The sequence below is a fragment of the Nocardia sp. NPDC057663 genome (genome assembly GCF_042799895.1).
GTDB lineage: Bacteria > Actinomycetota > Actinomycetes > Mycobacteriales > Mycobacteriaceae > Nocardia.
The window spans coordinates 255,603-268,179 of sequence record NZ_JBHVHX010000006.1; the positions used below are offsets into that span (position 1 = coordinate 255,603).

Annotated in this window: 11 protein-coding genes and 1 tRNA gene; 5 read left to right on the top strand and 7 right to left on the bottom strand. The window is 69.7% G+C overall.

Annotated features, from left to right (window positions below; genetic code table 11):
* Window positions 1–56 precede the first annotated feature (56 nt).
* A complete protein-coding gene (locus ACFVAV_RS16755; RefSeq protein ID WP_379035787.1) occupies window positions 57–1,100 on the top strand; it encodes a Gfo/Idh/MocA family oxidoreductase in 1,044 nt (347 codons plus the stop codon).
* 68 nt (window positions 1,101–1,168) lie between these two features.
* Here the strand turns inward: ACFVAV_RS16755 and ACFVAV_RS16760 are convergent, their stop codons facing one another.
* Window positions 1,169–2,704, bottom strand: a complete 1,536-nt coding sequence (locus ACFVAV_RS16760) for a Rieske 2Fe-2S domain-containing protein (protein WP_379035789.1) — start codon at window positions 2,702–2,704, stop codon at window positions 1,169–1,171.
* A 42-nt stretch (window positions 2,705–2,746) separates the two neighbouring features.
* A complete protein-coding gene (locus tag ACFVAV_RS16765; RefSeq protein WP_379035790.1) occupies window positions 2,747–3,682 on the bottom strand; it encodes a hypothetical protein in 936 nt (311 codons plus the stop codon).
* A 184-nt stretch (window positions 3,683–3,866) separates the two neighbouring features.
* On the opposite strand from ACFVAV_RS16765, the gene ACFVAV_RS16770 reads away from it, so the two are divergent.
* Window positions 3,867–4,628, top strand: a complete 762-nt coding sequence (locus ACFVAV_RS16770) for a lysophospholipid acyltransferase family protein (RefSeq protein WP_379035791.1) — start codon at window positions 3,867–3,869, stop codon at window positions 4,626–4,628.
* A gap of 71 nt (window positions 4,629–4,699) precedes the next feature.
* Here ACFVAV_RS16770 and ACFVAV_RS16775 read toward each other — a convergent pair whose 3' ends face one another.
* Window positions 4,700–5,497, bottom strand: coding sequence for a helix-turn-helix domain-containing protein (locus ACFVAV_RS16775; RefSeq protein ID WP_379035792.1), 798 nt, complete (start codon window positions 5,495–5,497; stop codon window positions 4,700–4,702).
* An 86-nt stretch (window positions 5,498–5,583) separates the two neighbouring features.
* Here ACFVAV_RS16775 and ACFVAV_RS16780 point away from each other — a divergent pair, with 86 nt between their 5' ends.
* A complete protein-coding gene (locus ACFVAV_RS16780; protein WP_379035793.1) occupies window positions 5,584–6,450 on the top strand; it encodes an NAD(P)H-binding protein in 867 nt (288 codons plus the stop codon).
* A 54-nt stretch (window positions 6,451–6,504) separates the two neighbouring features.
* Here ACFVAV_RS16780 and ACFVAV_RS16785 read toward each other — a convergent pair whose 3' ends face one another.
* Window positions 6,505–6,927 (bottom strand): hypothetical protein, encoded by a 423-nt coding sequence (locus tag ACFVAV_RS16785; RefSeq protein ID WP_379035794.1) that lies wholly within the window; start codon window positions 6,925–6,927, stop codon window positions 6,505–6,507.
* A 239-nt stretch (window positions 6,928–7,166) separates the two neighbouring features.
* On the opposite strand from ACFVAV_RS16785, the gene ACFVAV_RS16790 reads away from it, so the two are divergent.
* Window positions 7,167–7,242: transfer RNA gene (locus tag ACFVAV_RS16790), tRNA-Gly, on the top strand.
* A 45-nt stretch (window positions 7,243–7,287) separates the two neighbouring features.
* Here ACFVAV_RS16790 and ACFVAV_RS16795 read toward each other — a convergent pair.
* Complete coding sequence (locus tag ACFVAV_RS16795; RefSeq protein ID WP_379035795.1) at window positions 7,288–8,718, bottom strand: lipase maturation factor family protein; 1,431 nt, start codon at window positions 8,716–8,718, stop codon at window positions 7,288–7,290.
* Window positions 8,719–8,791: 73 nt separating this feature from the next.
* Entirely contained in the window at window positions 8,792–9,433 is a 642-nt protein-coding gene (locus ACFVAV_RS16800) for a histone deacetylase (protein ID WP_379035796.1), read from the bottom strand.
* A 106-nt stretch (window positions 9,434–9,539) separates the two neighbouring features.
* Here ACFVAV_RS16800 and ACFVAV_RS16805 point away from each other — a divergent pair, with 106 nt between their 5' ends.
* Window positions 9,540–10,154: a DUF6636 domain-containing protein gene (locus ACFVAV_RS16805; RefSeq protein WP_379035797.1), complete on the top strand. Its 615-nt coding sequence runs from the start codon at window positions 9,540–9,542 to the stop codon at window positions 10,152–10,154.
* A 64-nt stretch (window positions 10,155–10,218) separates the two neighbouring features.
* Here the strand turns inward: ACFVAV_RS16805 and ACFVAV_RS16810 are convergent, their stop codons facing one another.
* Complete coding sequence (locus ACFVAV_RS16810) at window positions 10,219–12,474, bottom strand: heavy metal translocating P-type ATPase (protein WP_379035798.1); 2,256 nt, start codon at window positions 12,472–12,474, stop codon at window positions 10,219–10,221.
* Between the last annotated feature and the right edge of the window lie 103 nt (window positions 12,475–12,577).

Sequence of the window (12,577 nt, forward strand, 5' to 3'; positions counted from 1 at the left end):
CCGGCGTCCGGCTCCGGGGCATACTCGTCCCCGGAGACCACCACGAAGGGACAGCGATGGACCAGCTCGGGGTAGCGGTAGTCGGGTACGGCCTGGCCGGGTCGGTGTTCCACGCGCCGCTGATCGCGGCCGATCCGCGGTTGCGGGTGGCGGCGGTGGTCACCTCGTCGCAGGAGCGGGCCGAGCAGGCGCAGGCGGAACATCCCGGTGCGCGGGTGTGGCCGAGCGCCGACGCGCTGTTCGCCGAAGCCGACGACATCGACCTCGTGGTGATCGCCACGCCCAACCGTTCCCACGCGCCCCTGGCGCTACAGGCGCTGGCCGCCGGTCTGCCGGTGGTCGTGGACAAACCGTTCGCGGTGACCTCCGCCGACGCCGACGAAGTGGTCACGGCGGCCGAGCGCGCGGGCTTGCCGTTGAGCGTTTTCCAGAATCGCCGCTGGGACAACGACTTCCTGACGGTGCGCGGCCTGATGGACGCGGGCGAACTGGGCGAGATCCGCCGCTTCGAGTCCCGCTTCGAACGCTGGCGCCCGACCCCCAAGGGCGGCTGGCGTGAACTGGGCGAGGCCGAGGCTGGTGCGGGCATCCTCTTCGATCTGGGCAGTCACCTGGTCGACCAGGCGCTGACCCTGTTCGGCCCGGTCACCGAGCTCTACGCCGAACTCGACCGCCGCCGCCCCGATGTCCAAGCCGACGACGACGCCTTCATCGCCCTCACCCACGCCTCCGGGACCCGCTCGCAGCTGTGGATGAGTGCCGTCGCGCCGCAACTGGGCCCACGCATGCGAGTCCTCGGTTCCACCAACGCCTATACCGTCTTCGGCCTGGACCCGCAGGAAGACGCGTTGCGGGCGGGCCGCCGCCCGGTCGATGGAAAACAGTGGGGCACAGTTCGACCCGAGAAGTGGGGAACCTTCGGCGCGGGCGATGACCTCCGCCCGATCCCCACCGTCCCCGGCGACTACCCCGCCTTCTACGCGGGCATGGCCGCCGCCCTCCTGGACGACGCCCCCGTCCCGGTCGACCCACGCGACGCCGTGGAAACCCTGCGCATCCTCGAATACGCGCGCCACGTAGCGGACCCCGCCGAGCCCTGAACGCCGATCCGGCCTGGACATGCGAAACGGGCGGGACGAAAGTCGTCCCGCCCGTTCGTAATCCGGTCTCAGAGCTTGCGCGAGCGCAGTTCGTGGCCCTTGGAGGTCTTGCAGCGGCCCGATTCCAGGTCCCACTGCCAGCCGTGCAGGTTGCAGGTGAGGTTGTTGCCTTCCACCACACCGAATTTCGAGAGGTCGGCCTTGAGGTGGGGGCAGCGGCGCTGGACTTCCCAGCCGTCGAGTTCGGTGACGGCGGAGTCGTCGTGCGCCTCGGAGAACCAGCCGTCGGCGTAGGCGATGCGCTCGTCGGTGAGGCACTTGAAGAAGGTGTAGAGGAACTCGTTGTAGCCGCCGATGCGCCACGCCTGGAACCGGGTGGACAGGAAGATCGTGTTGACCCAGTCCGGCTCGTTGTCGCGCAGCACGGTGCGGACCAGTTCGGGCGCGATCCGGAAGCCGTAGCGGTAGCGGCCCTCGCCCTCGACCGGCTCGCGCACGGTGCGATGCGGGAAGTCCAGCACCACGGTCTCGTCACCGATGACCAGGCCGACCGGATAGCCGATACCGTCGCTGATCAGCGCGGACTGCTTCATGATCGGTTCGAACAGCTCACGCAGCGGCTCGAGCAGCGAACCCTCGCCGATCTCCCACGACGCCTTCTCGGCCGCGAGGACCGGCGCGAAACGCTCGGCCATCTCGGCGATGTAGGCGGCCTTGTCGCCGTAGATCCGGTCCGGATCGAAGGGGTGCTCGAGGTCGAGTTCCTTGCCGCGCACGTCGGCGACCGAACCCGGGATCATCAGGATGCCGCCGGCGTTGCCGTGGATCTCCATCTGCTCGAGGAACACGATCTGGTCGGGGAAGATATTGCCTTCGTCGCCGCGATCGTCGTTGAGGTAGCGCAGGTCCTCGTCGAGGAACACCGGCGGACCGGCCGATGGCACGACCCAGGTCGCGCCGACCTGCTCGATGTAGGAGCGGGCGCGGTCCATGCCGCGCTGCCGCTTCTGCTTGCCGAAGTTGGCCTTGGTGCGCGCCGGGATGTCGTACACCGCCGGGTACCAGATGGCGCCCGAGTACTGGAGCAGGTGGATGTCGATGTCACCGAACGCGTCGTGGATGACGTCCATGTCCACCGGGCGCGCGTCGTTCATGTTGAAACAGGTGGTCTCACCGTCGGAGATGAGAATGCCGGAGTCGCCGATCGGACCGTCGGCGGGCGCGCGCAGCGCCACGATCATGATGTCGAGCGAGCCCTTGGGCCCGGTGACGGTGTGCTTGACCGAGTCCTCGGTCTCGAAGAACTTGGTGAAGCCGAGCGCCTCTAGTTCGCGGCGCAGATCCGGCACCGGGTAGTCGGGCAGCAGGATGGTCGCGTCCTTGTTGACGTACTTGCGCAGGTGCGCGGCGTCGAAGTGGTCGCGGTGCAGGTGCGAGACATACAGGTAGTCGACATCGCCGAGCGACTCCCAATCGAGCTGGGAGTTGTCCGGGAACGGGAACCACGACGCGAAATAGGCGGGATTGACCCAGGGATCGCACAGGATCGTCCCGGCCGTGGTGCGGATATGGAAGCCGGCGTGTCCGACGCTGGTGATCTGCACGAGCTTGTCCTCCTGACCAGTACCAGCCAACCAGGGTAGTGGTTAGGCCGTCACGTCACCGATGCAATAGCCCTCGGCGGTGGGGGCGACGGTGAAAGTTCGGGTCCGCGTGCCCCCCGGCGAGGTGGTCACCGGGACGTGAACTGCCAGGTAGTCGCCGCGGACCTGGTCGGATCGTAGCTCGTCACCGGCGTAGGAGGTGACATTGCCTACTTTGCCCGAGTCGCCGGTCAGCGGGGGTGCTGTGGGGTTGCCGGTACCCTGGGGATCCCAGGTGGTGAGGCTCGCCTTGCAGGTCAGCGGATAGGTGGCTTCGACGTCGGCCGGATCGAGCGGTTTGCCCGCGGCCCGCGCGAGGTAGCGGCGCACGGTGTGGCGCGCGTCGGCCTCGTCGTAACCGGGCTCGACACCCGCCGCGAACACCCGTCCGCACGCGTAGCCGGTGGCAACGGCGTCGCGCTCCACGGTGACGACGGTGGTGCGGTTGCGCCAGGTGACGGTGTCGGTGGTCGCGGTGCCGGGCTGGCTGAGCGCGGCCAGGATCGCCTGCGGGTCGGCGTACATGTCGGTGACCGTGCGCGGCGGGATGGTCCAGCACTTGTCCTGCAACTCGGCGATCGTGCCGGTCTGCAGGTCGGCGGCCCAGCGGCGCACCGCGGTCACCGCCTCGGCGGCGCCGGGCACCGCCCCGACCCGCGGTGCGTCGGCGGGCAGCGGGGGCAGGCTGGTCGTCGCCGCGTTCGGGGCGGGTTCGCCGGGCGCGATCGCCTGGGTAGCGGTGGACGTGGTCGACGGCGCCGCCGTCGCGGCGGTGCCCGCCGGGGCCGGATCGTCGCCGGGGATGCCCGAGACGGAGTCGCATCCGGCGATCAGGGCCGCGACGGTGAGTCCTGCGGCCAGCGCGACGGCGCGGTGTGGGCGGGGACGGGGCAGAGCAAGCGGGGTCGGCTGCGCGCGTTCCACTACGACGTTCCTCATTCCTAGGCCTGGTCCCGCGGGTTCGGCGCGGGCGGTGACTGGCGGGGCGAGCGAGCTCGCCGGGGATAGACCGGTGCGCGCGAAGCGAATTCGCCCGCGCGGAAAACGCCGCGAGCCAGCGGGGCGGCGTGCGATGGCGGCAGCCCTGCCGGAAGCGGCGATCTGCGACTACGCTAGCTGAATTGTGGAACCCGTCTACCGGTCGATCATCGGCCTGGCCCGAACCGTCTTCTTCCTCGAAGGTCTGAAGTTCACCGTCAAGGGGGCGGAGAACATCCCCGCCTCCGGTGGTGCCGTGGTGGCGATCAACCACACCGGCTACATGGACTTCACCTACGCGGGACTGCCCGCCCGCACCCCTGGTCGCTACATCAGGTTCATGGCCAAGCAGGAGGTGTTCGACAACAACATCTCCGGCCCGATCATGCGCGCCCTCAAACACATCCCGGTCGACCGCACCGCGGGCGCCGACTCCTACAAGTCGGCGGTGAAGTACCTGCGCGACGGCGAGCTCGTCGGCGTCTACCCCGAGGCCACGATCAGCCGCAGCTTCGAGATCAAGGAATTCAAGTCCGGCGCGGCCAGGATGGCGCTGGAAGCCGATGTCCCGATCATCCCGATCGTCATCTGGGGCGCCCAGCGTGTCTGGACCAAGGGCTTCCCCAAGCGCCTCGGCCGCACCAACACCCCCATCTCGATCGCCGTCGGCGCCCCCATCCAGCCCTACGAACCCGCCGCCGACCTCACCGCCGAGCTCCGCACCACCATGCAGGGCCTACTTGCCGGCCTACAGGAATCCTACGAACACGAGCCCGGCGCCTACTGGGTCCCGCGCCGCCTCGGCGGCAGCGCCCCGACCCTGGACGAGGCCACCGCCCTCGACGACGCCGAGGCCGCCGAACGCCTCGCCCGCAAGGCCGAGCAGCAGGAGAACCCGGAAGCCTGATCTCCGCCGCCCGGTGACCTGCCGCAGCGTCGCTGACGCGACGGCGGTGATCCGGGTGGGTGCGTCAGCGCTCAGCGCGGCACCCGGCAGCGGCTCGGTGCGGGGAGCCGGCCGTGCAGATACGCCGCGGGTGGGACGCCCATGAGGGTGCGGAAGTCGGCGGTGAGGTGGGATTGGTCGTAGTAGCCCGCGTCGGCCGCGAGGTGGGACCACGGTGTGTTGCCCGCGTAGGCGAGGACGCGGTGAACGCGGTCGATGCGGGCGAAATGCTTGGGGGACACGCCGATTCCGGTGGTGAACAGGGCGCGCAGCTGGCGTTCACTGACGGCGAGCCGGGCGGCGAGGTCGGGGATGGCCGGGGCATCGGCGGCGGTGAGCGCCGAGATGGCCTCGCGCAGCACGATCCGGTGCGCGCGTTCGGTGCCGGTTTCGGAGACCTGGTGCGGGAGAACGTCTTCCAGGTAGGTGATCGCCTCGTCGGCGGGCACCCGGGTCAGTTCGCCTGCGACCGTGCTCAGCGGTCCCGGCAAGTCGTCGAGCCGCACCACCCGGTCGGTGAGCTCGCCCGCGGCCACGCCGAGCAGCTGACGGGTCACGCCGGGCGCCAGGCGCAGCCGCACGCATCCGGCCGGCTCGTCGGCACGGGAGTACGACGCCTTCGTCTGCGCTCCGACGACGAAAGCCGCTCTCCTGCCCGACTGTTCGGTGCGCAGCACCACCGTCGTCGACGCCACCGGCGGATGGGCGAACGGCCGGGTGAGGTCGTCGTAGACGGGCGTGCTGGTCAGCTCGGTGAGCCAGGGCCGCAAGGATTCCGGCGTCGGCACCGGTGTCTCGAGCTGTGCCGAGGTCAGATACTGCGTGCTCACGTGCTCAACAGTAGGTGCTCCTGGCCCGCCTTGTCTGTGCCGGTTTTTCCTATAGTCGCAGGCAGGGAAGTTGTCATGCTCGTCGCATGATCCTGATCACCGGTGCGACAGGCACCATCGGCAGCGCTATCGTCCGCCGGCTCGTGGCCGAGGGCGTGCCCGTCCGGGCAGCCACCCGCGACCCGGAGAACGCGACATTTCCCGCCGGCGTGGAGGTGGTCCGCGTGGACTACCGCGAGCCGGGCACCTTCGCCACCGCGATGGCGGGCGTCGAGGCCGCGTTCCTCAACGGCCTCCCCGGCCCCGACGACACCGGCGTCGACGCCGCACTGGTCGCGGCCGCCCGCGCCGCCGGTGTGCGCCGGGTGGTGAAACTGTCCGCCGTCGGTACCGGCGACCCCCGCCTCGGCGCACCCGGGTCCTGGCATGTGCCCGGCGAAGACGCCGTGCGGAACTCCGGCCTGGAGTGGACGATCCTGCGCCCCAACACGTTCGCCTCCAACACCTTCAGCTGGATCGAACCGCTGTCCACCGGGTTCCCGGTACCGAACCTCACCGGCGACGGCAGGCAGGCGGTGGTCGACCCCCGCGATGTCGCCGAGGTCGCCGCCGCGGCCCTGCGCACCGGCGCGCACGACGGCCGGATCTACACCCTCACCGGCCCCACCCTGCAGACCGGTCGCGACCAGGCCGCCGTCCTCGCCGAGATCATCGGCCGCCCGATCGCCGTCACCGATATCGCCGAAGCCGACGCCCGTGCCTTCATGACCGCGGCGGGCCTCCCACCCGCCTTCGTCGAGGGCTCGCTGATCGGCCAGACCTTCATCCGCAACGGCCACAACGAGCGGGTCTCCGGCGACATCGCCGAGGTCCTCGGCCGCCCGGCCCGCAGCTACGCCGAGTGGGCGGCCGACCACCGCGCCGCCTTCGAGCCGGTCGTCACCGCGGGGTAGCGACACCCGGCCGGTGCACGGCCCGGAGCGGCGCTGCTCCGGGCCACACCCCGATCAGTTCATGGTCAGCACCCACGACCCGTTGCAGCCCTTACGGTTGTTCAGGTTGCTGTCGTAGACCCAGTTGAACACGATCGGCGGGTTCGTCCGGACGTTCCAGCGTCCGGACGGCGAGGTCACCACCCGGCCGCCGCGGGTGAGCACGCCCACCTCGTCGTGGGAGAACGTCCACTTGCCCTTGCTGGTCGGGTAGTTCAACCGCAGCGTCACCCTGCCGCCCGTGTGGTTCTGGACCACCAGGCACGATCCCGGGTTGTTCCGGTCGATCGCGTACTCGCCGTACTCGCCCTCCTCCACGTTCTCGCCGCTGTCGGTGTACTCCACCGCGTCGGTGAAGTCGGCGTGCGCCGGACCGGCCCCCATGATGGTCACGGTGGTCACAGCGACACCCGCCGCTATCAGCCCCAGAGTCTTCATCCCGCTCCTCCTGTAGTGCCGGCGGTGTGCGCCGGCCCGTGAAAGAGCTTTCCGGGCAACGACTTCCGATTCCTTGTCGCGCGCTTAACACACGACCCGCCGACCAGGGGCTCCCGTCGATCTCACCGCGGCTGTCGAACAGCTGTGCGCACGGATTTCGTTTTTCCGGGATCACGCGCTAAAGTTTCTTCTCGCACGCCGAAGCCCCCGGGGATCCCGGATCGGGCCTCGAACTGCACGCGGATGTAGCGCAGCTGGTAGCGCATCACCTTGCCAAGGTGAGGGTCGCGAGTTCGAATCTCGTCATCCGCTCCACGAAAACCCGGCCGACACACTGTCGCGCCGGGCTTTTCTGGTTTCTCAACGCCGGGCGATCCGCTCGAGCGTCAGCGGCGGCAGGAATTCGCCGACCAGGGTGCGGCGCCACCATATTCGCTCGCGGAACAGTTCGTGGGGCGTGCTGAAGTGGTACTCGTACAGGCGGGCGCGCAGGTAGTGCGGCGGTGCGTCGGGGAACGGGCAGTGGCGCAGCAGCCGCAGCGTGTCGGGGTCGTTGCGGAGCAAACGCGCGGCCAGCGGCAGGGCCCACGACCGCGCATAGAACGGTGACAGCGCGGCGAACCACATCAGCCAGTCCAGTCGCAGGTGATACGGCGCCCATTGGCCCGGGCGATGCCGGGGGTCACCCGGTTTGCCCTTGAACTCGTACTCGCGCCACACCGTGTCCGCGGTGAGGTGGGTGGCATCGGTGCCCTCGACCACGATCTCCTGGCGGACGCGAGTGATGTCCCCGAAGGCGCCGTAGGTGTTGACCAGGTGCAACGGGTCGAACGAGGCGTTCATGGCCTGACGCGACGACAACAGGTTGTCGATCGGCCAGTAGCTCAGCGCGGTGACCAGCGCGACATAGGCGAACACCGCCCCGAAAAACCACGCCGGTGGCGCCGACACCGGCGGCGCGTCGGGCAGCACCGCGTAGGTCCGCGCGTCGACGGCGGTCGTGGCGAGCAGCAGCGCCACCCAGTTCAGCCAGGCGAAATTGCCGGAGAACACCAGCCACAGCTGGGTGGCGATGATGATGCAGGCGGCCACGCTCGCCACCGGCTGCGGCGCGAACAGCCCGAACGGCACGACGAGCTGGGCGAAGTGATTGGCCGCGACCTCCACCCGGTGCAGCGGCCGGGGCAGATGGTGGAAGAACCAGCTCAGCGGACCTGGCATCGGCTGGGTCTCGTGGTGGTAGTACAGGCAGGTCAGGTCACGCCAGCACCGGTCGCCGCGCATCTTGATCAGCCCGGCACCGAACTCCACCCGGAACAGCAGCCAGCGCGCGGCGAACAGCACCAGCAGCGGCGGCGCGACGGTGTCGTTGCCGAGGAAGATCGCCAGAAATCCCGCCTCGAGCAGCAGCGATTCCCAGCCGAAGGAGTACCACGTCTGCCCGACATTGACGATCGACAGATACAGCACCCACAGCACGAACCACAGCAGCATCGACGCCCACAGCGGCACCAGATCCGCGGCCCCCACGGCGACCGCCACCGCCAGCGCCGCCCCCGACCAGGCCAGGACGGCATAGAACCGATCGGAGTAGTGCAGGTGGAACAGGCTCGGTGACCGGCGGAACGGGGTGCGGGCCAGGTAGCGCGGCACCGGCAGCATCCCGCGCTCGCCGAGCAGCGCGCGGAACTGCAGCGCCGCGGCCAGGAACGCGAGCGCGTAGATCACCGCCAGGCCACGCTGGAAGATCAGTCTGCCCTGCCAGTACTCCGGTGCCGTGAACCACTCCATGCACCCGCTCCCGGACGGTCGGCCTCCCCGGTTCGATTGTCCACCCGATGACCGATCGGCGAAATGGGCGTCGTCATCGGTCGCCGGTCAGCAGGACACGCAGGTCGTGTTCGCGCCACCGGTCGACGACCCCCGGACACACCTTCAGATACTCGACGATGCGATCGGTGTCCCAGCCGTGTGATTCGCGCAGGCCCGCGCCGATCATGGCCAGGTACCGGGCCGACGGTTGTTGCAGCGCGACGGTTTCCGGTGCCCACGGCGCGGTGAAGGTCAGGACGGGCGCACCGTCCTCGGTGCCCGCGTGCAGCACGGTCTCGTAGCGGCCCGGCCCGAGCCGCACCGCGCCGTCGGCGAGCACCCGCGCCAGGTCGAAGCCTGCGCCGGGCTCGCGGTACATCTCCTGGGCTTGCAGATCGGCGAACTGGTCGACGGTGAGCAGGTACCCGCGGGCCGCGACCCCGGTCGGCCAGCCCGCGGCGGGCCGGTCGGCGTAGAAGGCGACGCCTCCGGTCCAGACCGGGCTCTGCCAGGCGAAATACAGGCTTCCCCGCAGTGTGAGTGCGGTGACGGCCGCCGGTGGGGTGGGGTCGCGGAACCCCGGATAGGTGTGCGAGGTCCCCGGCAGAGTGCCACCGCGACGGTAGTAGGCGAAGCGCGCGGCATGCATATTGGAGCCGTACGCGGCATACCAGACGTGCTGAACTGTGGTCACGGGCTCACCTCGGGTGGGTCACGGTTCCCTGAGCGAAGGAAACGAATCCGCTCCTGCTGTCGATTCTTCCTTCGACGGGTCGGGGAGGACATCGAGGGGAGAGATCATGAGATCAGCGATCGCGGTGGCCGCGCTGGTGGCACTGGCGGGGGGACTCGCCGGCTGTGCTGGCGACCAGGGATCGGGCGCGCAGCCGACCGTCACCCAGCCGTCCGCACCTAGCGGGACACCGCCGACCGGCGCGCCGGCCACCGGGCCCGCCGTCGTACCCGCCCCCACGGCTCCGACCGGTGCGCCGGTACCGACCCGCGAGGACGCCACCGTCGACGCTCGCGACTACCAGCAGCGCGACAACTACTACTTCCAGTCACCCACCGGCAACATCATGTGCGGCATCCTCGCCGACGCCCCCTTCGGCGTCGGCTGCCAGCTCGCCCGCACGAATGTCATTCCACCCCAACTCCCGAACTGCGACGACGCACCCGACCGCAAGGTCGCCGTCCACGTCGTCGACGGCAAGTCCGAATTCCTCTGCACCAGCCAGGGCATCTTCGTCGGCTCCCCGGTCGACGGCACCAACAAGGGCGGCGGCGCAACCCTGCACTACGGCGACACCCTCGTCGTCCGCGGCGTCGCCTGCACCTCCACCCAGCAGGGCGTCCGCTGCGACGCGGCAGGCCACGGTTTCACCATCTCCGCCGACAACCAGACCCTGTTCTAGTCGATGGGCCTGCACCGAAAAGGCGGGGCGGCAATAGTATTGCCGCCCCGCCCTTTCAGAAGGACTACTGTGCCGTCGACTTGAACCGGCGCAGGCGCAGGCTGTTGCTCACCACGAATACCGAGCTGAACGCCATGGCGGCGCCGGCCAGCATCGGGTTGAGCAGGCCTGCCATGGCCAGGGGGATGGCGGCCACGTTGTAGGCGAAGGCCCAGAACAGGTTGCCCTTGATGGTGGTCAGGGTGCGGCGGGACAGGCGGATCGCGTCGGCGGCGGCGCGCAGGTCGCCGCGGACCAGGGTCAGGTCGCTGGCCTCGATGGCGACATCGGTGCCGGTGCCCATCGACAGGCCCAGGTCGGCCTGGGCCAGGGCGGCCGCGTCGTTGACGCCGTCACCGACCATGGCGACGACCTTGCCCTCGGCCTGCAGCCGCTTGACCGTGGCGACCTTGTCCTGCGGCAGCACCTCGGCGATGACCTCGTCGATGCCGACCTCGTCACCGATGGCGCGGGCCGCGCGGGCATTGTCACCGGTGAGCAGGATCGGGGTCAGGCCGAGCGCGCGGAACTGCGAGATGGCCTGCGCCGAGGTCGGTTTCACCGCGTCGGCGACGACGAGCACGCCGCGCGCCTTGCCGTCCCAGCCGACCGCGACCGCGGTCTTGCCCGCCGACTCCGCTTCCGCCATGGCGGTTTCCAGCGCCTCGGGCAGTGCCTGCGACCAGTCGGCCAGCAGCCGCGCCCGGCCCACGATCACCGCGTGCCCGTCGACGACGCCCTGCACACCGAGACCCTCGACATTGGCGAAGCCCTCGACCTGCGGCAGCGTGCCGACCTCGTCCCGAGCGCCCTTGGCGATCGCCTGCGCGATCGGGTGCTCCGACGAATCCTCCAGCGCACCGGCCAGTTCCAGCACCCGACTACCGAGCTCCCCTTCGGCCGGGATCACGTCGAGCAGGGTCATCTTGCCGGTGGTGACGGTGCCGGTCTTGTCCAGCACGATGGTGTCGACCTTGCGGGTCGATTCCAGCACCTCCGGTCCCTTGATCAGGATGCCGAGCTGGGCGCCGCGACCGGTGCCGACCATCAGCGCGGTCGGGGTGGCCAGGCCGAGGGCGCACGGGCAGGCGATGATCAGGACCGCGACGCCCGCGGTGAACGCCGCCGCGATCGCGCCGCCGGTACCGAGCCAGAAGCCGAGCGTGGCGACGGCCAGCGCGATGACGATCGGCACGAAGATGCCGGAGATCTTGTCGGCCAGCCGCTGGGCCTGCGCCTTGCCGGTCTGCGCGTCCTCGACCAGCTGCGCCATCTGGGCCAGCTGGGTATCGGCGCCGATCCTGGTGGCGCGCACCAGGAGTCGTCCGCCGACATTGACGGTCGCGCCGGTGACGACGTCATCGACGCCGACTTCCACCGGCACCGACTCGCCGGTGAGCATCGAGGCGTCGACGGCCGAGGAACCCTCGGTCACCACACCGTCGGTGGCGATCTTCTCGCCCGGCCGCACGATGAACTCGTCACCGACGGCCAACTGCTCCACCGGAATCCGGGTCTCCACGCCACCCCGCACCACCGCGACATCCTTGGCGCCCAGCTCGAGCAGCGCCCGCAGCGCCGCACCGGCGCGGCGCTTGGAGCGGGCCTCGAAGAAGCGCCCGGCCAGGATGAACGTGGTGACGCCCGCCGCGGCCTCCAGGTAGATGCTGCCGGTGCCGTCCATCCGCGCGATGGTGAACTCGAACGGGTGGGTCATCCCCGGCGTGCCCGCTGTACCCCAGAACAGGGCGTACAGCGACCAGCCGAAGGCGGCGAGTACGCCGATCGACACCAGCGTGTCCATGGTGGCGGTGGCGTGCTTCAGGTTGGTCCACGCCGCCTTGTGGAAGGGCAGCGCGCCCCACACCACGACCGGCGCGGCCAGCGTCAGCGAGAGCCACTGCCAGTTGGTGAACTGCAACGCCGGGATCATCGCCATCGCGATCACCGGGACGGTGAGTACCAGCGAGACCAGCAGCCGGGTGCGCAGCGAGGCCGTGGGGTCCGGCTCGGCGGCCGCGTCCTCGGTGGGCTCGGCCTGCTTCGGCGCGGGCAGTGCCGCGGTGTAGCCGGCCTGCTCGACGGTGGCGATCAGTTCCTCGGGGGAGACGTCACCGGTGAAATCGACCCTGGCCTTCTCGGTGGCGTAGTTGACCGTCGCGGTGACCCCGTCGAGCTTGTTGAGCTTCTTCTCGATCCGGTTCGCGCAGGAAGCGCAGGTCATGCCACCGATCACCAGTTCGACCTGGCTGGTGCCCGGTGGTTGCGTCACGGTGGTCATGGGTGCTCCGTTTCGTTCCTGGTATCGATTCTTACTGAGGGATTGCTGGTGGGCTACATCAGTGCCGTGGCTGCGCCGGTGGCCTTGCCCGAGTCGAGGTGAG

Excerpts from the sequence above, each read along its gene's own strand:
- ACFVAV_RS16810 (WP_379035798.1), bottom strand. The coding sequence starts at position 12,474 with ATGACCACCGTGACGCAACCACCGGGCACCAGCCAGGTCGAACTGGTG.
- ACFVAV_RS16755 (WP_379035787.1), top strand. The coding sequence starts at position 57 with ATGGACCAGCTCGGGGTAGCGGTAGTCGGGTACGGCCTGGCCGGGTCG.
- ACFVAV_RS16765 (WP_379035790.1), bottom strand. The coding sequence starts at position 3,682 with ATGAGGAACGTCGTAGTGGAACGCGCGCAGCCGACCCCGCTTGCTCTG.
- ACFVAV_RS16805 (WP_379035797.1), top strand. The coding sequence starts at position 9,540 with ATGAGATCAGCGATCGCGGTGGCCGCGCTGGTGGCACTGGCGGGGGGA.
- ACFVAV_RS16785 (WP_379035794.1), bottom strand. The coding sequence starts at position 6,927 with ATGAAGACTCTGGGGCTGATAGCGGCGGGTGTCGCTGTGACCACCGTG.
- ACFVAV_RS16795 (WP_379035795.1), bottom strand. The coding sequence starts at position 8,718 with ATGGAGTGGTTCACGGCACCGGAGTACTGGCAGGGCAGACTGATCTTC.
- ACFVAV_RS16780 (WP_379035793.1), top strand. The coding sequence starts at position 5,584 with ATGATCCTGATCACCGGTGCGACAGGCACCATCGGCAGCGCTATCGTC.